The sequence below is a fragment of the Streptomyces apocyni genome (assembly GCF_009739465.1).
Lineage (GTDB): Bacteria > Actinomycetota > Actinomycetes > Streptomycetales > Streptomycetaceae > Streptomyces > Streptomyces apocyni.
On the sequence record NZ_WHOM01000051.1, the window covers coordinates 184,682 to 207,526 of the forward strand.

Below are 22,845 nucleotides of genomic sequence, written 5' to 3' on the forward strand. Positions count from 1 at the left end.
AGCGAGGGGGTGTCGAAGCGCTTCGATGTTGCTGTGAGGTTAAGTGAACGCCCAGGGGCGCACAAGAGTCGCTCCCGAGATTCCTCCGAGGAACTGACGATTCCGCGAAGCGCTTCGACAACATTCACTCGGGATTCGTTCTCGCCACCCGCAACACCGATCGCGTACGCCGGGTCGGCAAGGCCTCTGCGCGGCAGTGGCTACGCCCCGTGCGGCGCAGGTGGCGAGACCGCTATCGAGGTCTGCCTGCGTGCCGCGTCGGAGGGAGGAGGGCCATTCGGCCCCGAGCTCTGCCTCACAGGCCCTTCAATGTGCCCGCACCTCAGCGCACCCTCAGAAGTGGAACCACTCGCACACCGGGCGGATGACGCGCTCAGCGCACCTGCCGGCGCTCGAAGAAGGGCGGTGGAGACAGTGCGTACGAACGTACTGGTCACCTACGGAACCAAGAACGGTTCTACCGCCGAGATCGCCGACTTCATCGCCTCCGTCCTGCGGGACGAGGGGCTGGAGGCGGAGGTCCGGCCACCGTCGGAGGTGACGGACGTCGCGTCCTACGGCGCGGTCGTGATCGGCGGCGCTCTGTATATGGGCCGCTGGCACCGGGACGCCCGGCGCTTCGCCCGGCAGCACCGGCGGGCGCTGCGGGAACGGCCGGTCTGGCTCTTCAGCAGCGGCCCGCTCGACCCCTCGGCCTCGGAGCGGGGAATTCCGCCCGTCCCGGGCGCCCGGCGAGCGCAGCGCCGTACCGACGCACGTGACCACGTCACCTTCGGTGGACGGCTCCAGACCGGCGCCAAGGGCCGCATGGCCAAAGCGATCCTCGACGAGGACCGTGGCGGTGATTTCCGTGACCTGCCCCGCATCGCGGAGTGGGCCGCTGGTGTGGCCTCCAAGATCAAGGCCCCGGAACGGACATGAACCATGCCTGCGGCGGTCGGGACACGCCCGTGGCGCGAGCACACCTTGCACCGGCGCGTGGACGTTCCCGAAGCGGGGTTGCTCCTGCTCCTCGGCGGCCCGGTCCTCGCAGCGCACCGGCGGTCGCACGACTGTCGGCCGGTACGCCTACGACCCCGACCGTGCAGGTGGCTGGGCCCGGAGGGGAAGGGTCGTGACCGCCCCGCTGAACGGCCGCGCCATCTGGGCCGACGCACTGAGGCCTGTTGGGCGGCGCACTGACAGCGGGCGCCGGTGCACTCGCCGCGACAGCCGTACACGTCGCCTGTGGTCAACGCCGCACGGCGGGCTGGGCTAACGAATGGGACCAGGTGAAGCCGGAACGGAGGCGCCACCCTTACCCGAACTGCGTTTCGAGAGAACCGAACGCCGCGCCAGTGCAGGCCGGCGAGCCTGAACCTAGGAGGCTTGCGATGACCGCGTCACCCCACACCGTGAGCGACGTCATGACCCACACCGTTGTGGCGGTGGGCAGCCGGGCGTCGTACAAGGAGATCGTCGAGCTGATGAACCAGTGGAAGGTCAGCGCCCTGCCCGTGCTGGCGGGCGAAGGCCGTGTCATCGGAGTGGTCTCGGAAGCCGACCTGTTGCCCAAGGAGGAGTACCGCGTCGACGAGGAGGTTCTGCGCGACCGACCGCTCGCCGACACCGCGAAGGCAAGCGCGGTGTACGCGGAGGACCTCATGTCGAGCCCCGCCGTCACCGTCCACGCGGACGCCACGATCGCCGAATCCGCCCGGATCATGGCAAGGCGGCACGTCAAGCGCCTGCCCGTCGTGGACAGCCTGGGCCGCCCGGAGGGTGTCGTCAGCAGGAGCGACCTGCTGAAAGTCTTTCTGCGGTCCGACGAGGACATGGCGGCCGAGATCCGGAACACCGTTCTGCCGGACCTGCCGGACACGGCCCAGGTGGACCTGGTGGTCGAGGACGGTGTCGTGACCGTGGGTGGTGAGCTGCGGGACCGGGCGCTGGTGCCGCTGCTGGCCAGGGCGATCAGGGCCGTGGAAGGAGTCGTGGACATCCGGGTCGACCTGCACAGTCCGGAGGTGATCGCGCGCTGACGGCGCGCTCGTCACCGGGCGCGTGGGTGGCGCCCGCAGGCTGGTCGGGCGGGCGAGGAGCCCGCCTCGTGGTTCCCTTCGCCACCGGCTCGGCACCCACCGCCACCCCGGTGAGACCATCCGTGAGGAGATTGATCCAGCGAATCTGCCCCGCACGCAGCGGCAGTGACGGGCCGAACAGCGGACCCAGGAGCATGACCGGGATCTCGGCGGCGCCGTCGGCCAGCTCGTACAACAGGAAGCGCCGGATGTGTCGTAGACCCTCCGCCCTTTCTCGACGGCGCTGACGACGTTCGACAGCTCGTCACCTGTCAGCCCGAGGTCGGCGGCCTGTCGTGCCACTTCCGTGCCCCTCCACCCCATGGCGACTGGCGACGCCGATGTCCGCCTGGCGCAGGGCCGGTCCGTCGTTGACGCCGTCGCCCGTCACATGGCGGTCACATGGCCCCGGGCCCGCCACGCCTGCACGATGTCGAGCTTCTGCTTCGGGTCCGTCTGGGCGAAGACCCGTACGTCGGTCACGTCCGGCACTTCCCCGGCGGCTAGTGCCCGCCCGGTGACCACCTCGCCGGGGTCGGCCTCGGTGAGCAGGCCGACGCGCCCGGCTATGGCGCTCGCGGTCGCCGGGTGATCACCTGTGATCAGTACGGGAGTGATGCCCGCGGCCCTGCGGTCGGCCAGAGTGCCGACCGCGCCCGCTTTCGGCGGGCCGACGACCGCGGCCAGGCCGACGAGGCGAAGGCCCGCTTCCACTTCCGCGTCCGCGAGTCGGTGCGTCATGAGGCCGTCCTGCGTACCGGCACCATCGTGGTCCGAGGCCGGGGAACCGCACGCGTGACGGCCACGCCAGCGGACAGCGCCCTCGGCCGTATAGCACAGATGCTGGACACTCGGCCGAAGCCCATGCCCCCGCAGCACCGCCTAGCCGCGCTCGGCCGTGTGCTCGCCGTGGTGGCGCTCGCCCTCTGCCTGGTGCTCGGTCGTGCTCGGCCTTCTCCGAGGACCCCGGCCACGATGGCCGTGACGGCGATCCGCCGCGCGGTCGCGGCAGTCCCCGAATCGCTCCCGGCGGCCGCCACCTCGGCACTCGCTCTCGGCGCCCGCCGCATGGCTGCCCGGCACGCCCTCGTCCGGCGCCTGTCCGCCGTCGAGACGACCGCTCGCCGCGCGGTCACCGCGTGGGGACCGTGTGCGGCGAGGAGGCAAGCGGCCTGATCGTCGGCTAGCCCTTGCAGGCGTTCGTTCGGTCTGTCGGTAGCCGCGTCAGTCGGAGCGGATCGCATGTGGCTTCTCCGTCCATCGATCGGCTTCCAGCCGACCGGACCGTTCAGGTAGTGACCACGGGCACGGTGATCACGGGGCAGTGCGCACGGTGCAGCAGCCCGTGCACCACCGAGCCGAGGCGCATTCCGGTGTACCCGCCACGCCCCCGTCGGCCGACGACCACCGCCAAGGCGTCCGCCGACGCCTGCGCCAGCCGTTCGACCGGGTGGCCACGCAGGACCTCCTGTGTCACAGGGACGTCCGGGTACTTCCGCGTCCAGTCCGAGAGAGCCTCACCGAGCAGTCGGCGCCGTTCGTCCAGCACGGCCTGATCGTCGCCGAATGCGATGAGCGGCCGCTGCCATACCGATACGGCCCGCACCGCCGCATCACGCATGCTCGCCTCCTCGAAGGCGAACTCCACGGCAGCCCTCGACGATTCGCTGCCGTCGACACCGACGACCAGGCGACCGGGACGGTGCTCCGTGTGCTCGGGTTCTCCGACGACGACCACCGGGCAATCGGCCTGTGCGCTGAGCGGAACGATCACCGAGCCGGCGCTGAGGATCTCCTCCGGGCGGCTGAGCCGACGCGAGCCGACGACCACCAGGCGAGCGTGTGCCGCTGCTTGCCGACACAGGACCGCGGCGGGCATCCCGTCGAGGAGTTGCGTCGTCACGGGCAGGTCGGGCCGCAGGGCCCGCACCGTGTCCGCTGCCGTGGCCAGGGCCTTCTCGCCCTCTGCCCGCAGCGACATGTAGTGCGGGCTCGTGTCCACATGCCGGGTCTCGTGCAAGGGGGGTACCGACAGCAGCAGCCGCAGGGGCACACCCCTACGCGCCGCCTCAGCGGCTGCCCACGCCAGTACGGGCACCGAGACCTCGCGGGGATCGACGCCCACGAGTACCTCGTCGCGGGCTGCTGAACTCATCATCACGTCTCCTCACCGTTCCTGCCCCCGCGGGGCACGATCACCACCGGGCCATGCACATGGCGCGACGCGGTGTGAGCCACATGCCGCGTATCCCACCCAGTCCCCCGCACCACCACCACGACGACGGGCAGCCGGGACCGCGCGGTGACCTCCAGCCCGACAGATCCGAGCATGAGCGTGTGGAGGTCCGCGCCACCGGGGATGCCGGTGTTCATGGTTCCCTCCTCGGTATTACGCGTCGTACGTTCACGCTGTCACCGCGGGACGGGTGCGGGCAGGGCCGCGCAGGTCCCTCGTAGGTCCGAAGGGCCCTGTTCTTCCGTCGCGACATCCGGGCCGCTGTACCCGCTCGGCCCTGTAGACCCTCCGTACACGGCCCCGACCGCGCACAGCGAGAAGGCGGTGAGCGCGACGGCGCGCGGGCCGCGGGTCGCGCGCCGGGCCCAGCGTCGCGGCGCCAGGGCCATTCGGCCTCGGCCGTACCCGCTCGGTCCCTGCCCGGCGCTTCCGGGAACGGTGACACTGAAGAGGTGACCGAAAGGTACGGTCCTTCAGCCGAAGGACCGGAGCTATGGATCCGGCGGACCCGCCCTTCCATGACCGTACGTCTCGGAGGTGGCTCCGATGCCCGCTCACACACCCGACACGACGTCCGTGGCCTCCTGGGTCGCCGACGCCACCATGGCACCGTCCATGCACAACGCCCAGCCCTGGCTGTTCCACTACGCCGAGGCGGAAAACGAGCTGCGGCTGCTGATGGACGCCACGCGGGCGATGCCGCGCAGCGACCCCTCCGGACGCGGTCTGCACCTGGGATGCGGCACCGCTCTGTTCAACCTGCGGGTTGCCGCGGCTCAGGCGGGATGGGAGCCGCGCGTCCGGCTGATGCCGGAGGCCACCGGTCCGGAGACGTTGGCGATGATCACCTTCGTACAGCCGGTCGAGAGCGACGAGGTCGCCGAGCTGTATCCAGCGATCCGCAGGCGGCACACGAGCAGAGAACCCTTCAGCGACGAAGCGGTTCCCCCCGCTCTGCTCGACGGGCTGCGCGGTGCCGCGCGCGCTGAGGGCGCCCGGCTCGATCTGCCCGGCGACTGGCAGGTCGAGTGGATCCAGCAACTTGTCTGGGACGCCGAGTTCGAGGAGGGTCTTTCCCAAGCCGTACGTGAAGAGCTCGCCCGCTGGATCTCCGGCACGGATGACGATCCGAGAACCGGCGCCGCGAGGCCTGAAGGTATTCCGCTCTACGCGTTGGGGCCCCGCCGCTATGACGGACGGGCGCCCGTCCGCGACTTCGCCGGGGGTCGCTACGTCGAGGGCCGTGGATCCGCGGTGTTCGAGGACGCGCCCTGTCTGGCGGTTCTCGGCACCCGGGAGGATGAGCGTAAGGACTGGTTGCGGGCCGGTCAGGCCATGGAGCGGGTGCTGCTGCAGGCGACTCAGGACGGGCTCTCCACGTCCCTGAATTCACAGGTACTCGAATGGCCGGAACTGCGCCGGGCGCTGCGGGACCCCGTGTCGGGAGCGGAGTACCCGCAGATGCTGATCCGCCTCGGTTACGGCCCGGAGGCCCCCGACACCCCGCGCAGGCCCCTGTCCGAGGTGCTGGTCATCATCTGACGGTCCGCGTCTGCGGGGAGAGCGTCACAGGCCCCGTACGACGATCAGGCGCCCGGTCACCGGTCGGGCGTCACGGTCATCCACAGGTCCCTGCCGCCGTCGGCCCGCGGCGCGCTGCCACCCGTCTGCCCACGTCGCCCCTGGCCCCCGGTCCGGACGGCGCCGGACCGGTCTGAGGACGGTCGGACACGGCGGCTCCCTTCCCTGCCGACGGCGATCACGCGGCTGGCAAGCCACAGAGGCCCCGTACCGGTGCGGGCCAGGCCCCTGAGCACTCCACGCCAGGCACGGATCGGGGTCATCGCATCAGGAGTCCGGTTCACCGGCTCGCCTGGGCCTCCGTGACGTGGAGCGCCGCGCGTCCGGCCTCGAGACGTGCGACAGGCACGCGGAAGGGCGAGCACGACACGTAGTCCAGGCCGGCCTGGTGGAAGAAGTGGACGGAATCAGGGTCTCCCCCGTGCTCCCCGCAGACCCCGATCTTCAGCCCGGGCCGGGCGGCCCGGCCTTCCGCGACGGCGATCTCGACCAGACGCCCCACACCTTCGCGGTCGATCGTCTCGAAGGGAGAGGCCTGAAAGATGCCCTTGTCGAGATAGGCGGAGAAGAACGCCGCCTCGACGTCGTCCCGGGAGAACCCCCAGGTCGTCTGGGTGAGGTCGTTCGTGCCGAAGGAGAAGAACGGTGCGTCCCGCGCGATCTGGCCCGCGGTGAGGGCTGCGCGTGGAAGCTCGATCATCGTTCCGATCGGGCAGTCCAGCGCGATGCCGGTATCGGCGGAGACCCGCTCCAAGACGCGCTCGGCCTCCGCCCTTACCAGCTGGAGTTCCTCCACGGCGTCGACCAGCGGCACCATGATCTCGGCCCGGGGATCGCCACCGGCGCGCTGGCGCGCCACGACGGCCTCGGCGACGGCGCGTACCTGCATCGCCACGAGCCCGGGCACGACCAGGCCAAGCCGTACGCCGCGCAGGCCCAGCATGGGGTTCGCCTCATGCATCCGGGTGACCGCCGCCAGCAGTTCGGTGTCGTGGGCGTCCGGCTGACGCCCCAGTGCCTCGTGCCGGGCGACGCGTACCGACAGTTCCGTCAGGTCGGGCAGGAACTCGTGCAGCGGCGGATCGAGCAGCCGGATGGTCACGGGCAGCCCGTCCATCGCTTCCAGGATCCCGATGAAGTCCTCGCGCTGCAGTGGCAGGAGGGTGCTGAGGGCCGCTTCCCTCTCGGCTCCGTCGTGCGCCAGGATCATCGCTTCGACCAGAGGCCGACGCTCGCCGAGGAACATGTGCTCGGTGCGGCACAGGCCGATCCCCTGGGCTCCGAACCGCCGGGCGCGGGCGGCGTCCTCCGGCGTGTCAGCGTTGGCCCGCACCTCCATGCGCCGGGCGCCGTCCGCCTGCCTCATGAGCCGGTGCACATCGCGTACGACCTGGGTGGCCGACTCGGCCGGCGGCTGCCCGCCGTCCTCGAAGTACCGCATGACCGGCGAATCCACTAGAGGGGCGGCGCCCAGGAACACCAGGCCCTCCGACCCGTCGACGGAGATGACGTCGCCTTCCCTGACCGTGACCGAGGACGTCGAGAAGAGCCGCCTTCTCGGATCGACAGTGAGTTCCTCGGCCCCACAGACGCAGACCTTGCCCATTCCCCGGGCGACTACGGCCGCGTGGCTCGTCTTGCCGCCGCGGCTGGTGAGCACGGCTTCGGCCGCGATCATGCCGGGCAGGTCGTCCGGGGTCGTCTCCTGGCGTACGAGGACGACCTTCTCTCCGCCGGCGGACCGGCGGACCGCTTCGGCCGAGTCGAACACGACGGCCCCGACGGCGGCACCCGGCGAGGCGGGGATGCCCCGGGCCAGCACCTCACGCGTACCGGAGGTGTCGAACCGGGGGAACATCAGGCGTGCCAGCCCTTCGCCGTCGACCCGGGCCAGCGCCTCCTTGTCGGAGATGAGCCCCTCGTCGACCAGCTGCCCCGCGATGGCGAAGGCGGCCTGCGAGGTGCGTTTCCCGACACGGGTCTGCAGCATCCACAGCGTGCCGCGCTCGATGGTGAACTCGATGTCGCACAGGTCGCGGTAGTGCGCCTCCAACCGTTGCACGCAATCGCACAGCCGAGCGAAGGAGGCCGGGTCGAGGTTCTCCAGACGCTGGAGGGGCACGGTATTGCGGATTCCCGCGACGACGTCCTCCCCCTGGGCGTTCGGCAGATAGTCGCCGTAGACGCCGGGCTGCCCGGTGGCCGGGTCGCGAGTGAAGGCGACACCGCTGCCGGAGTCGGGGCCGAGGTTGCCGAACACCATGGTCTGGATGTTGACGGCGGTGCCCAGGCCGTCCGGGATGTGCTCGCGGCGCCGGTAGATCCGTGCCCGCTCACCGTTCCACGAGGTGAAGACGGCGAGAACGGCCCGCCGTAGCTGTTCGGCCGGGTCCTGGGGGAACTCTTCGCCTGTTTCCTCCAGGATCACGTCCTGGTACGTCTCGACCAGTCGGATCAGGTCGCAAGTGTCGAGCTGGGTGTCGTCGGCGACGTGGTGCTGCTCCTTGATCCCGGTCAGGGCCTTCTCGAAACGTGCGCTGTCGACGCCCATGACCGTACTGCCGAACATCTGCACGAGGCGACGGTAGGAGTCCCAGGCGAACCGTTCCCTCTCGGGGGTCTTGCCCAGTCCGAGCACGGACAGGTCGTTGAGACCGATGTCGAGGATGGTCTCCATCATGCCCGGCATGGAGAACCGGGCCCCGGAGCGAACGGAGAGCAGCAAAGGGTCGTCCACCTGCCCAAGCCGCCGTCCCGCCGCGCGTTCCATTGCGGCGAGGTGCTCGCCGACCTGACGCTCCAGCTCCGGCGGCGGCTCCCCGGTCTCCAGGAAGACCCGGCAGGCCTCCGTGGTGATGGTGAAGCCCGGGGGGACGGGCAGCCCCATACGGGCCATCTCCGCGAGATTCGCGCCCTTGCCCCCCAGGAGGTCCGCCATCTCCCGGCCGCCCTCGGCGAAGTCGTACACGTACTTCCGATCCATCACGGCACACCCGTCTCTCGCTGCCTGCCGACTTCCCTCTGTGCGGCCGGTTGACGCGGCTCGGTCGTCAGTCGTGCGGAACGACCGCCACCGGCGCCGCCGCGTGGTGCAGTACGGAATGAACCACCGGGCCGACGTGTGCTCCCAGTCGGGAGCTGCGGTGCCGAAGACCGACGACGATCAGACGGGCCTCTCGCGCAGCCTCCACCAGGTCCTGGGCCGCACGCCCTTGGCGGCATTGGCGACCGACGGCGACGTCAGGGTGCTTCTCCACCCACGGGGCCAACGCCGCTTCGAGTTCCCTCCGCCGTTCGGTCGCGACCTCTTCCATGAGCATCGGCAGGGCGCCGCCAGTGTCCGGCCCGTAGACCGGAGGCAGGGACCAGCTGTGCACGACGCGCAGCCCACAGCCGTAACGCTCGGCACAGCCGAAGGCGAAGGCCAGGGCGTCGTCGCTGGCTAGGGGCAGGTCCAGTCCGAGGACGATGGCACCGGCCGTACCGACCGGCTCGTTCTCATCCGGCCGCAGGGCCCGGACGAGGACGACCGGGCGACTTACGCGTGCCAGGACGGCGAGGGAGACCGAGCCCGCGATGAAGCCCGTCACGCCACCGAGACCACGGGAGCCAAGAACCAGGAGGTCCGTTTCACCCGCTGCGGTGACCAACGCCTCGACAGGGTCTCCCCGAACCTCCGCCGTCTCCATGCGTACGTCAGGCCGGGTGCCGCGAACGTGCTGGACCGCCGAGTGAAGCGTGTCTTCGGCCCAGCGGCGTCTCTCCTCAGGCTCCACGTAGCGGGCGCCGGGATCAGTGTCGTAGCTCCGCACATGGATCAGACGGAGGAGGTGGTCGCGGCTCAGAGCTTCATCGGCGGCCCAGCCCGCGGCCGCCAGGCTTTCTTGTGAACCGTCGATTCCGACGGTGACAGTGCGGACCATGATGCGCTCCTCGCGATGAGGACTCCTCCCGATGAGGACGAGTCTTCCTGCCTCCACAGTGGCCTACCTCGGCAGCGGGCAGCAGGGGCCAGAGGGCCCGGACCGGGTCCGATGGGGCCCCTCTCTCCTCTCCGTATGGTGCCCCCGGGAACTCGTGGGCGCTGCCCCAGTGTCATCGGCGGAGCTGCGGCAGCCGCCCACAGCGGTGGCTGGTGCCCGGCAGACCTTTGACCGCCGGGGTCATCACTGCTGTGGCACTGAACGCGGCGGCCTCCGGGCCGGGCCCGCTTTCCGCATTGACGACCGACCGCTGGCCACCCGCCTGCGCGTACGGGCAGCCTCAGCTCGCCAGCGCGGTGAACGTGGCTTCCAGGTCCGTGGCCTTCGGGCGGTTGGGGGGCAGCTTGGCGAGCACGCGCGCCATGCCGCAGGTGTCGGTGAGCGCGGAGAAGACCAGTCCGCCGGCGACCCCGGCGGACAACAGGCGTGCCGTGGGCCAGCGCTGCCCCAGGGCCATTCCGGCAAGAACCAGCGAACCGGCCGCCAGGCGCACCTGGCGCTCCATGGCCCATGCCGTACGCGCGCCCTCGGGGCGATGGGTGTCGTGGCCGAGCTGGGTCCAGGTGGTAGTGCCGCCGGTGAGCGTGGCCGCGATGATGCCGTGGGCGGCCAGGGTCGCGCACGCCTGGGCCGAGCGGGCGCCGGAGGCGCATACCACGAGCAGATCGCCACGGTCGGCGGCTGCCCTGATCGCGGGCAGGGCCGCTTCGAGGTGGCCGAGAGGGACGTTGCGTGCGCCGGGCAGGTGGCCCGCCGCGTATTCGCCCGGAGTGCGGACGTCGATCACGGTCAGTTCGTGCAGACGGCCGCTGGCCTGTTCGGCGGTGAGTGCGGTGGAGAGCGTCACTGGTTTCCTTCTGCTCAGTGGGAGATACCGCTCCGGTAGGATACCCGTAGGGGTATATCGAAGGAGTGGCTCGTGGAACTGGCGATGGCAGCGGATGAGTTGAAAACAGTGGTCAACCGGCTGCGCCGGGCGCAGGGGCAGATCGCCGGGGTGATCAAGATGATCGAGGAAGGGCGCGACTGCGAGGATGTCGTCACGCAGTTGGCCGCTGCCTCTCGCGCCCTGGACAAGGCGGGATTCGCGATCATCGCCACTGGTCTGCAGCACTGCCTGACTGACGCGGACATGGCGGCGAGCGGTGACCGTGAGCAGATGCGGGCGCGGCTGGAGAAGCTCTTTCTGTCGCTGGCCTGAGCCGGCCCTCCCGCCGCGTCATGTCAGCACATCGAGCAGCATGAGAGCGGCCACCGCCAGGAGGACGACGCCGAAGACCCGCTGAAGCACCGTGCCAGGGACCTTGGCGGCGAGCCGTTTGCCGTCCCACGCCCCGAGCATCGCCGTGGCGACGAACGGTGCGATGACGGCCCAGTCGAGCCCCGCCGTCGTCGACCCCCGGGTGACCAGGGATGCCAGCGAGTTTGCCGAGATCACCAGCAGGCTGGTGCCGACAGCGGCTTGCATCTCGAAACCCAGGACTGTGACCAGCGCCGGGACCGCCAGGAAGCCGCCACCCACCCCGAGCAGCCCAGTGAGAGCACCCAGTCCCGCTCCGGCGCCCGCCGCCCTGGCCGGCCGCTTGACATGCTCAGCTGGGTCCCCGGCGCCACCCGGGCGCAGCATCCTCAGCGCCGCGAGCGCCGCGACGGCGGCGAAGGCGGCGGTCAGCGCCTGCTGGGGCAGCCGGGAGACGGCTGCCCCCGCGGTGGCAGCCGGGAGGATGCCGGCCGCGGCGAAGAGCGCTCCCGCCTTCCACCGCACGTTGCCCGCTCGCCCATGCGCGTACAGGGCGGTGGCGGCAGTCGCGGTGACGATCATCAGACTGGCCGTGGTGGCCGCCGCGGGGGAGAAGCCGAGCAGGTAGATCAGCGCGGGAACGGCGAGGATGCTGCCGCCTCCCCCGAGCGCGCCGAGCGCCAGGCCGACCACGGCACCGGCGATCAGCGCCAGGACGAGCGCGCTCACGCTATGAAACCGGTGTCGCCGCGGTCGTCGACGACCGGCAGGCCCTCCGCTGCCCAGGCGACCATGCCGCCGGTGACGTCGGTCGCCTCCACCCCGCTGTTGGCGAGGATCTCGACGGCTTGGCGGGAGCGGTTCCCCGATCGGCAGATGACGATGATGGGCCGGCCCTGTGCGGACGGTGGCAATGCGGCACCGGCGAGAAGCCGGGTCAGGGGCGCGTGCGCGGCGTCGGGTGCGTGGCCGGCGGTCCACTCGTAGGTCTCACGGACGTCGAGCAGGGCGGCGTGGCCCCGCGTTATCCGCTGCCGGGCCTGGGCTGGGGTGAGACGGCGAGGGCCGCGCTGAGAAGGCATCGTGCGTCACTCCGTACGAAGGTGATGCGGGGGGGGTCATGCGGTGCGGGTGCGGGTGAGGCCGGCTTCTTCCGCGGCGTCGAAGCCGTCGTCGACCGCGACGACGTCGCGTCCGGCGGCATCCAGCAGGGATGCGGCGATCGCCGCGCGCATCCCGCCGGCGCAGTGCACCCACACCACGCCGGGCGGCACCTCTCCGAGGCGCCCGTGCAGTTCGTGGATCGGGATGTGGACCGAGCCGTCGACGAAACCGTGCTCCCGTTCGGAGTCCCGGCGTACGTCGAGCACCGTGACGCGATCCCCACGCTCACATGCGGCCGTCAGGTCGGCGAACCGGGCTCGCGGGAAGGAGGCGAGCTCCTCCCCCTCCCTGACCCAGCCCGCGGGGGCGCCGGTGGCGGCGGCGGCCGGGCGGTCGATGCCAACCCGGACCAGTTCACGCTGGGCGTCGGCGATCTGCTCAGGTGTCTCGGCCAGCAGCGTGAGGGGCTTACCCCACGGGACGAGCCAGGCCAGGTAGGTGGCGAGCTCTCCCGCGCCCTCGAAATTGAACGACCCGGCGACATGCCCCTGAGCGAAGGCGACACGGTTCCGCAGATCCACGATCCACTCTCCCGCCGCCAGCCGGGCCGCGATCTGTCCCGCGTCGGCCGGCTGGGGCGGAGTCAGGTCGACGGGGGCGGGACCGGCGGCATTAGCCGGCCCCATGTGCGCGTAATAGGCCGGGACGTCCTCCAACCCGGCGAGCATGTCGGCGACGAAGGTGTCCACGTCCTTGGTGAGCACGTCATTACTCCGGCGCTCCGCGCCGATCGTGGTCGTCTCCCCCTCCGCCTGGGACGAGGAGCAGAAGCTGCCGAACCCGTGGGTGGGCAGCACCCGCACGTCGTCGTCCAGTTCACCGGCCAGGCGGTGGGCTGAGGCGTACTGCGCCCGGGCCAGGTGCTCGGTCAGTCGGGGCTCTACCAGATCCGGTCGCCCCACGCTGCCGATGAGCAGCGACCCACCGGTGAAGGCGACGACTCCCCGCCCGTCGTCCTCGAGTACGTAGGAGGTGTGGTGCGGCGTGTGGCCGGGGGTCGCCAGCGCCCGCAGCACCAAGCCCTCGTCCACGGTGAAGGTGTCACCGTCGACGACCGGGGTGCGCGCGAACGCCACAGTCGCCTCGGCCGGGACAAGATAGCGGGCGCCGGTGACCCGGGCCAGCTCCAGGCCACCGCTCACGTAGTCGTTGTGGACATGTGTCTCCACGACGTACACGACGCGCACTCCGCGCCGGGCCGCTGCGGCGATGACCTGGTCGATGTCGCGCGGCGGGTCCACCGCCACGGCGAGGTCCCGGCCTCCGGCCACATAGCTGCGGTTGCCCAAGCCATCCAGCTCGAGGCTCTCGACGAAGAACACGATCACCACTCCTTCTTGTTACCCCCGGGGGTATCTTCATCTACCGTAGCAGACATACCCCGGGGGGTATTTTCGAGCGATGATGCCGCCGCCTGAACCATCCGTGGCTCATGAGCTACGACCGCGCCGTCCCCTTGACGGCCGGCTTCCCCGCCGCCGTAGCGCCGTCCTCCGGGCCCTGAGCGACCAAGGGTTCGGCATCCTCACCGAAATCGACGTCAAGCACCCTGAACGCCAAGCTCGCCCATGACATGGCGGAGTATCTGATCCTGGGGGCCTGCGATCTGTCCCTCTCCCACCAGGCACAGCGGGCCGACCGCGACATCGGTCGCCGCGGAGCCCACGACGGGACGCGGCACTCGCCTCCCTGACCTGAACCGGCTCCTTCTAGTCCCCGTCCCCCCGCTGGGCCAGCACCATGCTGCCTGTCGTCGCACCTCCGTCGATCACGAACTCCGAGCCCGTGGAGTACGTGGCGTCCGCCGTCAGGAACAGGGCCATGGCGGCCACCTCCTCGGGCGTCCCGAAGCGCGGTATGGGCTGATCGGCCGCTATGGAGGCATCCATACCGGCAGTCATGGGGGTCGCGATCGGACCGGGGTGCAGGGAACACACGCGGATGCCGGACGCGGCCAACTCCAGGGCCGCCGTCTTCGTCAGACCACGCAGACCCCATTTACTGGCCACGTACGCGCCAAGGTTGGCGTAACCCATCAGTCCGGCCGTGGAGGAAACGTTCAGAATCACTCCGCCGCCGGCACGTCTCATCGATGGCACGCTGGCACGTATGCCAAGCCAAGGCCCGTAGAGGTTGACGGCGATGACCCGCTGGAAGACCTGCGGGTCCGTCTCTTCCATGGAGCCGAATTCGACGATGCCCGCGTTGTTGACCAGTACGGAGACCGGGCCGAACGCTTGTTCCGTCTCGCTCACCGCGGTGGCCCAGTCGACGTCGTTCGTCACGTCGAGCTTCTGGAAGCGGGTCGCGTCTCCCAGCTTCTCCTGGAGCGCCCGGCCCTCTTCCTCCAGCAGGTCGGCGATCACGACCCGCGCGCCCTCGTCCACGAACGTGTGGGCGATGGCCGCACCAATGCCGCGCGCACCGCCTGTCACCAAAGCGGTCCTTCCGCTCAGTGCCTTCATGACAGCCTCCTCGCATCATGAGGTCCGGTTGTGGGTTCCTGGCCGACGCGTCACTGCCGCGGGGCGACGTCGGCCGTCGTGGGGGCGATGAGGTCGCAGCGCACATCCACCACGCCTTCCACGGCCCGAGTCAGGCGCTCGGCGACAGGGAGCAGCGTTTCGTCGCGGACCGACCCGGTGAGCGTCACGCATCCCTTCTCGACAGCCACCCGGATCCCGCCGCGGGAGACAGGGAAGAAGCGGTCGACCACTTCGCGCCTCACCTCGGCCGCGAGGTCCTCGTCCGTCCTGAGGAAGACCTTGAGCAGGTCGGACCGGCTCACGATGCCCTTCAAGATGCCCTGCTCGTCGACGACCGGCAGGCGCTTCACCCGGTGCTCGGCCATCAGGCGGGCGGCCTGAGGAAGCGTGGCGCCGGCGGAGACCGTGACCGCGGGACTGGACATCAGGTCCCGAGCGGTGACGGCACCAGCCTTCGCGTAGTCGGCGAGGCGCTCCATCTGGCCGATCATCGTGGGCTCCTTGTCGCGCAGCTCCTCCTTGTTCAGCAGATCCGCCTCGGACAGGACTCCCACGACACGCCCTTCGCCCTCCAGCACGGGCACCGCGGTGACCTGCCATTCCTTCATGGCTGCCACAATCTCTTTGAACTGGGCGTCCAGTCCCACGGCGACAACGGTCGAGGTCATCACATCATTGACGGTGTGTGGGGATCGGCTGTTCACTGCGGGCTCCCTTCGGGCGTGCACCGGCTGAGCGCCGGATGGGTGAGTTCCTCGCCTTCAGCATGTGCGTCGTGTACGCGGCGCGACAGGGCCGAGCGGCCCGCCGTACGGACCGGAGTGACCCTCCGGACCGTCGGCCGCGCGTCACGAGCGCCGAGGCACCACCGCGACCGGGCAGGACGCGTGGTGCAGGACCGTGTGCGCGACCCTGCCCAGTTGCATGCCGAACTCGTGGTGACGGCGCCGGGCTCCCACGACCAGCAGGTCGGCCGCCTCTGACCGCGCGAGCAGGACCTTGCGCGCGGGGCCTTCGACGGTGGCTCGCCGCACCCGGACGCCCGGATGATCGCGGATGGCCGACTTGAGAGCCGCGTCGAGCCGGGTCGAGGCCTCCACCTCGTAGTAGCGGGCAGGGTCACCGGCCAGCAGCGGATGGTCCGCGGTCTCGTGCGCCGGGCGGCGCCAGGCGCACACCACATCCAGGATGCAGCCCCTCAGCTCCGCCTCGCGGAAGGCGAACCGGACCGCCGCGGAATCGATGTCGGCGTCCCCGACGCCGAGTGTGATCCGCTCATGCGTGCCTGCCAGCCCCGCCTTGTCCCCTCGCACAACGATCGCCGGGCAGTGCGCCCGGGCGGCCACGGACAGGCTCACCGAGCCGAGCAGGAGGCCGGCGATCTCGCCTCGCCCCCGTGAGCCGGTGACGAGGGCGAAGGCGTTCCGGCTTTCCCTCAGCAACGCTTCCACCGTGTCTTCCGGCAGGGCATCGGTCACGACCTTGAGGCCGGGGGTACGGCGCATGACGCGCTCCGCCGCTGTTCCCACGATGTTCTCCGCGAACACTTGCCCGTCGGGGCGGCTGAGACTGGTCGCGAGGGCGGCGCCTTCGTAACGCTGCCACAGGGACGCGTACACAAGGCGGAGCGGCAGGCCGTGGCGGAGCGCCTCGTCCGCCGCCCAGTCGGCCGCCTGGAAGCTGGGGTCCGAACCGTCCACGCCGACAACCAGAGGTGACTCCATTGTCCCCACCGCCTTTCACTCGGGGTCGTACGGTCTCCTTCTCAGGATCACGCGCGTAAGCCGCCGCTCCCAGGGCCGGTCGGGCTACGGAAGGTCTAGGGGGCGTGTGGCACCACAGCCAACGGGCAGTCCACGTGATGGATCATCGCGTGCGTCACGGGTCCGATGCGGTCACCAGCATCGGACCGGTGACCCACGACGAGGAGACTCGCGTCTTCGGCGGCCAGCCGCAGGCAGGGCCCTGCACGCCCCTCCTCCAGCCGCTCCGTAACCGCCACCTCCGGGTACTTCTCGCGCCACGGGCGCAGTGCGGCGGCGAGGGACAGCCTCGTCGCGTCCCGCGTGTTCTCGGCCTCCTCCTCAGGCGAGGCCGAGCCACCCGTCCGGCCGTGGGGGCGGAGAACACGCGCTTTCCCCGCGTACACCGCCGTCAGCGACGTCGCCCTCGCCTTCGCCGCCTCGAAGGCGAACGACAGCAGTTCGTCACCGCGATGTTCCAGGTCGATGCCGAGGACGACCGGCCGGAAAGGTGTCCCTGTCCCTGTGGGCACCTCGCCGGGGGAAGCGGGAGCGTGTTCGTCCTCTGCCCGCTCGTCGGCGCGGACGAGAACGACCGGGCCTCGCGCCCGCGCCGTGACGTCCAACGCCACGGAACCGACCATGAAGCCCTCCAGGCCGCTGAACCCCTGTGATCCGAGGGCCAGCACGGTGGAGGACGCAGCCGTCGCCAGAAGGGCCGGGATCGGTGCCTCCGCGATTCGGCGGGGGATGAGACGCAGGCCCGGGTGGTCCGCCAGAAGCCTCCTGCCGATGAAGTCCAGTGCTCGGTTCTCACGCTCGGCCGGTACGTCGATCTCCGGCAGGCGCGTACGCGGTGTCGGCTCGTAGCCAGCCTGGAGCAGGGTCAGAGGCAGTCCCCGGAGCACCGCCTCACGAGCGGCCCAACGGGCGGCGGCATTGCTCTCGGCGGAGCCGTCTATGCCTACGGCGATCGTCTTGCGCATGATGCGCCTCCCGGTGGCGTCGCGGCTGTAGGGCAGACTCCAACGACCATGGCGACGTGGCAGGGGCAGCCACAGCAAGGGACGAAAGGAGCCCATCCGCTTCTCGCGGATCCTGATTGCGCGGTGCACGGTTCGTGACCGCTCCTCCGCGCCTCTGGCAGGGCTCCTTCCGTCAATTACAGGTAATCACCGTCGCCGCCTGGCCACTAGGGCCTACTGGCCCCCTTCGTACCCGGTTGGCGCGGTCGACGCGGGAGGAGGGGCAGCCTCGTGCCGAGCGCGCGCTGTGGTCATCACATGCCGCTGGTCGCGGGCACCACTCAGTAGGGCGGGGCCGCCCGGACGGAGTCCTCACGTCGGGCGGCGGCCGATGTGGCCGCGGTGGACGCACGGCTACCCGAATGCGAGGCATTGCCGCCGCCTCCGGGGGTAGGGCCGTGCGGACGATCGCCATATGGCCGCCCGCCTGCTAGGCGGCCACACTGACCTCGTCGTGCTTGGGGCCGCCCAGCACCACCTTGAGCGCTCCGGTGTGCGCCGCGCCGGAGAAGACCTCGTACGCCTCCTCCATCTGCCCCAGCTCGAACCGGTGGGTCACCATCGCCGACGCGGCCGGAAGCCTCCCGGCGGCCATCATGCGCAGCAGCAGCGGAGTGGAGTGGGTGTCGACGAGCCCCGTGGTGATCGTCACGTCCTTGATCCACAGGTCTTCGAGATGGAGCGCGGCCGGCTTCCCGTGGACGCCGATGTTGGCGACATGCCCTCCCGGCCGGACGATGCGTGTGCATTGCTCGAACGCCTCGGGTACCCCCACGGCCTCGACCACGACATCGGCACCCAGGCCATCGGTGAGGTCCATGACGAACTGCTCCGGGTCTTCCTCCGCACTGACCGTGGCATCGGCGCCCATGGAACGCGCGGCTTCGAGCCGGGACTCCGCGACATCGACCGCGATGATCCGCCCGGGGGTGTACAGCTGGGCGGTCGCGATGGTCGCGAGCCCGATCGGCCCTGCCCCGACCACGACCACCGTGTCTCCGGGCCGCACGCGCCCGTTGAGCACGCCGACCTCGTAGCCCGTGGGGAAGATGTCCGCCAGCAGAACCGCGTCCTCGCTGGTCACGGCGCTCGGCAGTGGGTGCACCGAGAGATCGGCGAAGGGGACCCGGACGCATTCGGCCTGGGTGCCGTCGATGAGGTGCCCGAGCACCCAGCCGCCACCACCACGGCACTGCCCGTAGCGGTTCTCCCGGCAGAACCCACAGCGGCCGCAGGCGGCGATGCAGGAAATCAGAACCCGGTCGCCAGGCCGGACCGTCCGTACGTCGCTACCGACCTCCACGACCTCGCCCACCGCCTCGTGACCCAGAACCCTTCCGGGGGCCATCTCGGGCACGTCACCCTTGATGATGTGCAGGTCGGTACCGCAGATGGTGACGGCCTCGACACGTATCACCGCGTCGGCCGCGTCCTTGATGCCGGGGTCGGGAACATCCTGCCAGGATGTCTGTCCAGGACCTTGGAACACCAGTGCCTTCATGACGTCGTCCTTCTTTCCTGTTCGCGGTACAGCACCACGGTCCCGCCGCCTTACCTCGGGCGCTGGGGCCGACTGGCCCTCGAGAGGGGACGAACGGGTCCCTCCCACACCGGGCGGGCGGTGCCACCGTGGTACCGGGGGGCAGAAGGCCGGAGGTGGAACGATCATGAGTGTGGCTCTTTCGGACCCGACAGCAGTGACGCCCACGCCCACCAAGCCCAGACCGGCCTTGCTGACGTTCCTCGGTGGCGTCGGAACCGTCACCGGCAGCCGGTTCCTCGTCGAGAGCGATCACACACGCGTCCTGCTCGACTGTGGTCTCTTCCAGGGTCTCGCCGACCTGCGACGGCGCAACTGGCGCCCGCTTCCCCGCGTCGCCGCGGACGTCCACGCGGTCGTCGTCACGCACGCGCACCTCGACCATTGCGGGTATCTGCCCCGGCTGGTTCGCCACGGGTTTCGCGGCCCGATCCTCATGACCGACTACACCGCCCGCCTTGCGGAGATCGTCCTGCGGGACAGCGCTCGTCTCCAGATGGAGGCGGCCCAGCACGCCAATGAACACGGTTGGTCGAAGCACCGGCCCGCCAAGCCGCTGTACGACATCCGGGACGTGGAGCGCACGCTTGAGCTCTTCGATCCCATGCCGGTCGACAGCGAGGTGGAGATCGAGGCGGGTACCACCCTGACCCTGCGCAACGCTGGCCACATCCTTGGTTCGGCCTGGGCCCACCTGACTCTCGAGGACGGGCACACTTTGGTCACGAGCGGAGACCTGGGCCGTCCCGGCCACCCCCTGCTGCGACCCGCCGCACCGTTCTCCGGGGCGGACGTGCTGCTGGTCGAATCGACGTACGGCAGCCGCCGGCACGATGACGTAGCGGGGCGGGCAGGGTTCGCCGGAGTTATCACCCGAACCCTCGCTCGCGGTGGGACCGTCGTGATACCCGCCTTCGCACTGGACCGCACGGAGGTCGTACTGCACGAACTGGCGGAACTCCGCCGCGCGGGCACCCTGCCACCGAGCGTGCCCGTATTCGTCGACAGTCCCATGGCTCTTGCCGCGCTCGACGTCTATCGGAGCGCGGTCGCCTCCCAGGCAGCCGAACTGCGACCGGAGATGTCCGCTCGCGGTGCGGCGGACTTGAGCCCGGAGCCCTTCCTGGCCGCCCGCACCGTGCAGGAGTCCATCGCCATCAACGAGCGGGAAGGACCCGCGGTGATCGTCTCCTCCGCGGGCATGGCTACCGGCGGACGGGTGCTTCACCACCTGAACCGGCTGCTTCCGGACCCACGCAACGCTGTCGTCATCGTCGGCTTCGCCGCCGCGGGAACCCGAGCCCGTGATCTGGTCGACGGCGTCCGCGCGCTCAAGATGTTCGGCGAGTACGTGCCGGTGCGAGCCGAGGTCGCCAACGTCCCGCACTTCTCCGCCCACGCGGACGCGGCCCAGATCATCGACTGGCTGCGGGAGGCGCCGGCCCCGCACACCACGTACCTGGTCCATGGGGAGCCGGATGCCGCCGACGCCCTACGGGATCGCATCGATCGGGAACTGGGCTGGACGGCGGTGGTTCCCCGGTCCGGCGAAGCGGTCCTGGTGCGATGACCCGACCACCAGGCGGAACCCGCCGACTACGGTCACTCGGCGGCGCGGACGGCGAGAGCCACGCGGGTCACCACCGCGCGGGTCAGCGCCACGCGGGTCAGCGCCGCGCGGCTCACCACCCTTGGGTGCCCGCTTCGCGGGCGGTTGGGCCCGCCCGTCATGGGGCCCGAACGGGCCGTTGCCCGGGGCCGACCGGCCCTGGGCAAGGAACGTCCCGCCCACCGAGGCTGAGGAACAAAGGGCAGACCGAAGTGGTCGTGCCCGTCGAACCGTACGGAGGCCATCACCATGACCCGCGCTGTCACCGTAGGTGTGGATGGATCACCGGAAAGCCTGGCGGCGGCCGACTGGGCGGCAGGCGAAGCCTCGCTCCGCGGGGTACCGCTGCGCATCGTGCACGCCTGGCTCTGGCAGCCGTTGGACGTCCCCATCGTCCAGGACCACGAGACGCAGGCGAAGGCCGCCCGGGCCGTCCTGCGGGAAGCCGAGATCCATGTGACCGACCGGCACCCGGGCCTGTCCGTGACCTCGGCAGTAGTGACCGACACGGCGGTTTCCGCTCTCCTCGCGGAGGCGGAGCGGTGCGAGATGCTGGTGCTCGGTTCACGCGGACACGGCGCTCTGGTCGGCTTCCTGCTCGGCTCGTGCGGTCAGCAGGTGATCGCCGCCGCCACCCGGCCCGTCGTGTCGGTGCGCGCCCGCGACAAGGACGCACCGAAGCCGGAGCGCGGCGAGGTCGTCGTGGGCCAGCAGGGCACACCGGAGGACAGCGGCGCGGTGCTGGGATTCGCCTTCGAGGCGGCGGCCGCACGAGGGGCGGCGGTGCGCGCGGTGCGGGCGTGGAGCCCGCCTCCCCTGTACGCCTACAGTCCCGGCTACCTGCGCCTCGTGGACGAGGCGGGAGGGCTGGAGCCGTTCGAGAAGAAGGCGCTGGCGGAGGCTCTCGCCCCTTGGCGGAAACGGTTCCCGGACGTATCGGTGACCGAGCACGTCGAGATCGGCAGCGCCGGACAGGTTCTGCTGTCGGCCGCCCCACGTGCACGGCTTCTCGTGGTCGGTCGCCGGGTACGCCGCTCCCCGGTCGGTCCCCGCATCGGTTCCGTCGCTCACGCCGCGCTGCACCACGCGACCTGCCCCGTCGCGGTCGTCCCGTGCGCCTGAGCGCCCGCCCGGTCAGCTGGAGGGCCGCGGACCGATTCCGCGGCCCTACGAGGGTCTCAGGCCGGAACCCTGTATTCGATGGTGCGAGTCTGGCTCAGTTCCGCGGTCGGCCGTCTCCCGTCGCCGTGGTGCCGCTCCGCCCACTCTGGGCGGTCACGGCCTGGCTGGCGATGACAGCGGCCTGCACTCGGCGTTCCACCCCGAGCTTGGCCAGTAGCCGGGAGATGTTGTTCTTGACGGTCTTCTCTGCGAGGTAGAGCTTCTTGCCGATCTCGCGATTGGTCAGCCCCTCCCCGACCAGGGCCAGAATCTCCCGCTCCCGGTCCGTCAGTCCGGGCAGGCTCGGTGCCTGCTCCTCCTGGGCAGGACCGCCCCGGAGCCGGGCCATGACCCGTGCGGTCGCGCCTGGGTCCAGCATCGACTGGCCGGACGCGACCGTGCGGACGGCGTGGACCAGATCAGTACCGGTGATCTGCTTGAGAACGTAACCGGACGCGCCCGCCATGATCGCGTCCAGGAGTGCTTCCTCGTCGTCGAAGGAGGTCAGCATCAGGCAGGCGAGGTCCGGCATGCGGGAACGCAACTCGCGGCAGACGCTGACGCCGTCCCCGTCCGGCAGGCGCACGTCGAGGACGGCGACCTGCGGGCGCAGTGCCGGAATACGGACGAGCGCCCGCTCCGCCGTGCCCGCTTCGCCGATCACGGTCAGGTCCGGTTCGGCGTCCAGGAGGTCGTGCACTCCACGGCGCACCACCTCATGGTCATCGAGGAGAAAGACCGTGACCGGTGCCTTCTCGGTGGAGCTGCCGCTCTTGTCCGTCATCACATGCTCCGTATTCGACCGCGTACGCCCACCGGGCAGTCCTACCAGCATCGTGCGCGCACGCGGGTCGAATGGCCAGGGCCGGATGGCCCTGATGCGCGTCGAGGCCGCCATGACTCCGCTGCCTCCTGGCCTCACTCCGATGGAACACCCGAAGGCCCTGCCGGGGCTTCAAACGCACAGGGCGACACGGGCCGCACAGGGCGACACAGGGCGCACGGGGACCTTTGCCCC

24 protein-coding genes are annotated in these 22,845 nt (G+C 70.5%); 8 read left to right on the forward strand and 16 right to left on the reverse strand.

Features of this window, described 5'->3' with window-relative positions; translation table 11 throughout:
* Positions 1-414: 414 nt before the first annotated feature.
* Both GCN81_RS13855 and GCN81_RS13860 read left to right on the forward strand, forming a co-directional pair.
* The gene (locus GCN81_RS13855) at positions 415-921 is read left to right on the forward strand and encodes a flavodoxin domain-containing protein (RefSeq protein WP_156724881.1); all 507 of its coding nucleotides are present in this window, start codon (positions 415-417) and stop codon (positions 919-921) included.
* A gap of 452 nt (positions 922-1,373) precedes the next feature.
* The gene (locus GCN81_RS13860) at positions 1,374-2,021 is read left to right on the forward strand and encodes a CBS domain-containing protein (protein ID WP_156724882.1); all 648 of its coding nucleotides are present in this window, start codon (positions 1,374-1,376) and stop codon (positions 2,019-2,021) included.
* On the opposite strand, the gene GCN81_RS32345 is transcribed toward GCN81_RS13860, so the two are convergent.
* Both GCN81_RS32345 and GCN81_RS32350 read right to left on the reverse strand, forming a co-directional pair.
* Positions 1,954-2,217: a cation transporting ATPase C-terminal domain-containing protein gene (locus GCN81_RS32345; RefSeq protein ID WP_231626712.1), complete on the reverse strand. Its 264-nt coding sequence runs from the start codon at positions 2,215-2,217 to the stop codon at positions 1,954-1,956. The genes GCN81_RS13860 and GCN81_RS32345 overlap by 68 nt on opposite strands.
* Before the next feature lie 230 nt (positions 2,218-2,447).
* Positions 2,448-2,939: an HAD family hydrolase gene (locus GCN81_RS32350; protein WP_231626704.1), complete on the reverse strand. Its 492-nt coding sequence runs from the start codon at positions 2,937-2,939 to the stop codon at positions 2,448-2,450.
* Here GCN81_RS32350 and GCN81_RS32355 point away from each other — a divergent pair.
* Positions 2,856-3,236, forward strand: a complete 381-nt coding sequence (locus GCN81_RS32355) for a P-type ATPase (RefSeq protein WP_231626705.1) — start codon at positions 2,856-2,858, stop codon at positions 3,234-3,236. The genes GCN81_RS32350 and GCN81_RS32355 overlap by 84 nt on opposite strands.
* A gap of 112 nt (positions 3,237-3,348) precedes the next feature.
* Here the strand turns inward: GCN81_RS32355 and GCN81_RS13875 are convergent, their stop codons facing one another.
* Both GCN81_RS13875 and GCN81_RS13880 read right to left on the reverse strand, forming a co-directional pair.
* The gene (locus GCN81_RS13875; RefSeq protein ID WP_156724884.1) at positions 3,349-4,218 is read right to left on the reverse strand and encodes a universal stress protein; all 870 of its coding nucleotides are present in this window, start codon (positions 4,216-4,218) and stop codon (positions 3,349-3,351) included.
* Entirely contained in the window at positions 4,218-4,433 is a 216-nt protein-coding gene (locus GCN81_RS13880; protein WP_156724885.1) for a hypothetical protein, read from the reverse strand. Before GCN81_RS13880 ends, GCN81_RS13875 begins: the two co-directional genes overlap by 1 nt.
* 409 nt (positions 4,434-4,842) lie before the next feature.
* Between GCN81_RS13880 and GCN81_RS13885 the strand changes: the two genes are divergently transcribed.
* Positions 4,843-5,838, forward strand: coding sequence for an Acg family FMN-binding oxidoreductase (locus GCN81_RS13885; RefSeq protein ID WP_156724886.1), 996 nt, complete (start codon positions 4,843-4,845; stop codon positions 5,836-5,838).
* A 319-nt stretch (positions 5,839-6,157) separates the two neighbouring features.
* On the opposite strand, the gene ppdK is transcribed toward GCN81_RS13885, so the two are convergent.
* From ppdK to GCN81_RS13900, 3 genes are all read right to left on the reverse strand, one after another.
* The gene (ppdK, locus tag GCN81_RS13890; RefSeq protein WP_156724887.1) at positions 6,158-8,860 is read right to left on the reverse strand and encodes a pyruvate, phosphate dikinase; all 2,703 of its coding nucleotides are present in this window, start codon (positions 8,858-8,860) and stop codon (positions 6,158-6,160) included.
* 67 nt (positions 8,861-8,927) lie between these two features.
* Complete coding sequence (locus GCN81_RS13895; protein ID WP_156724888.1) at positions 8,928-9,800, reverse strand: universal stress protein; 873 nt, start codon at positions 9,798-9,800, stop codon at positions 8,928-8,930.
* A 340-nt stretch (positions 9,801-10,140) separates the two neighbouring features.
* On the reverse strand, positions 10,141-10,707 hold the full coding sequence (locus GCN81_RS13900; RefSeq protein WP_156724889.1) for a rhodanese-like domain-containing protein: 567 nt from the start codon (positions 10,705-10,707) through the stop codon (positions 10,141-10,143).
* A 72-nt stretch (positions 10,708-10,779) separates the two neighbouring features.
* Here GCN81_RS13900 and GCN81_RS13905 point away from each other — a divergent pair, with 72 nt between their 5' ends.
* Complete coding sequence (locus GCN81_RS13905; RefSeq protein WP_126884403.1) at positions 10,780-11,061, forward strand: metal-sensitive transcriptional regulator; 282 nt, start codon at positions 10,780-10,782, stop codon at positions 11,059-11,061.
* An 18-nt stretch (positions 11,062-11,079) separates the two neighbouring features.
* Here GCN81_RS13905 and GCN81_RS13910 read toward each other — a convergent pair whose 3' ends face one another.
* From GCN81_RS13910 to GCN81_RS13920, 3 genes are read right to left on the reverse strand one after another with little or no spacing between them, the layout of a single operon-like run.
* Positions 11,080-11,829 carry a sulfite exporter TauE/SafE family protein gene (locus tag GCN81_RS13910; protein WP_156724890.1) on the reverse strand — a complete coding sequence of 250 codons (750 nt, stop codon included), beginning with the start codon at positions 11,827-11,829 and terminating at the stop codon, positions 11,080-11,082.
* The gene (locus GCN81_RS13915; RefSeq protein ID WP_156724891.1) at positions 11,826-12,182 is read right to left on the reverse strand and encodes a rhodanese-like domain-containing protein; all 357 of its coding nucleotides are present in this window, start codon (positions 12,180-12,182) and stop codon (positions 11,826-11,828) included. Before GCN81_RS13915 ends, GCN81_RS13910 begins: the two co-directional genes overlap by 4 nt.
* 36 nt (positions 12,183-12,218) lie before the next feature.
* On the reverse strand, positions 12,219-13,586 hold the full coding sequence (locus tag GCN81_RS13920; protein ID WP_156724892.1) for an MBL fold metallo-hydrolase: 1,368 nt from the start codon (positions 13,584-13,586) through the stop codon (positions 12,219-12,221).
* 227 nt (positions 13,587-13,813) lie between these two features.
* On the opposite strand from GCN81_RS13920, the gene GCN81_RS32985 reads away from it, so the two are divergent.
* Entirely contained in the window at positions 13,814-13,957 is a 144-nt protein-coding gene (locus tag GCN81_RS32985; RefSeq protein WP_407697967.1) for a hypothetical protein, read from the forward strand.
* Between the two features lie 16 nt (positions 13,958-13,973).
* Here the strand turns inward: GCN81_RS32985 and GCN81_RS13930 are convergent, their stop codons facing one another.
* From GCN81_RS13930 to GCN81_RS13950, 5 genes are all read right to left on the reverse strand, one after another.
* Positions 13,974-14,729, reverse strand: coding sequence for an SDR family NAD(P)-dependent oxidoreductase (locus GCN81_RS13930; RefSeq protein WP_156724893.1), 756 nt, complete (start codon positions 14,727-14,729; stop codon positions 13,974-13,976).
* 50 nt (positions 14,730-14,779) lie between these two features.
* Positions 14,780-15,418 carry a CBS domain-containing protein gene (locus tag GCN81_RS13935; protein WP_197287635.1) on the reverse strand — a complete coding sequence of 213 codons (639 nt, stop codon included), beginning with the start codon at positions 15,416-15,418 and terminating at the stop codon, positions 14,780-14,782.
* 180 nt (positions 15,419-15,598) lie between these two features.
* Positions 15,599-16,474, reverse strand: a complete 876-nt coding sequence (locus GCN81_RS13940; RefSeq protein WP_156724895.1) for a universal stress protein — start codon at positions 16,472-16,474, stop codon at positions 15,599-15,601.
* A gap of 95 nt (positions 16,475-16,569) precedes the next feature.
* Positions 16,570-17,478: a universal stress protein gene (locus tag GCN81_RS13945; protein WP_197287628.1), complete on the reverse strand. Its 909-nt coding sequence runs from the start codon at positions 17,476-17,478 to the stop codon at positions 16,570-16,572.
* 469 nt (positions 17,479-17,947) lie between these two features.
* Positions 17,948-19,018, reverse strand: a complete 1,071-nt coding sequence (locus GCN81_RS13950) for a zinc-dependent alcohol dehydrogenase family protein (RefSeq protein WP_156724897.1) — start codon at positions 19,016-19,018, stop codon at positions 17,948-17,950.
* A gap of 166 nt (positions 19,019-19,184) precedes the next feature.
* Here GCN81_RS13950 and GCN81_RS13955 point away from each other — a divergent pair, with 166 nt between their 5' ends.
* Both GCN81_RS13955 and GCN81_RS13960 read left to right on the forward strand, forming a co-directional pair.
* Positions 19,185-20,627 carry an MBL fold metallo-hydrolase RNA specificity domain-containing protein gene (locus tag GCN81_RS13955; RefSeq protein WP_156724898.1) on the forward strand — a complete coding sequence of 481 codons (1,443 nt, stop codon included), beginning with the start codon at positions 19,185-19,187 and terminating at the stop codon, positions 20,625-20,627.
* A gap of 288 nt (positions 20,628-20,915) precedes the next feature.
* Positions 20,916-21,788 carry a universal stress protein gene (locus tag GCN81_RS13960; RefSeq protein ID WP_156724899.1) on the forward strand — a complete coding sequence of 291 codons (873 nt, stop codon included), beginning with the start codon at positions 20,916-20,918 and terminating at the stop codon, positions 21,786-21,788.
* A gap of 94 nt (positions 21,789-21,882) precedes the next feature.
* On the opposite strand, the gene GCN81_RS13965 is transcribed toward GCN81_RS13960, so the two are convergent.
* Positions 21,883-22,611: a response regulator gene (locus GCN81_RS13965; RefSeq protein ID WP_156724900.1), complete on the reverse strand. Its 729-nt coding sequence runs from the start codon at positions 22,609-22,611 to the stop codon at positions 21,883-21,885.
* Positions 22,612-22,845: the final 234 nt, after the last annotated feature.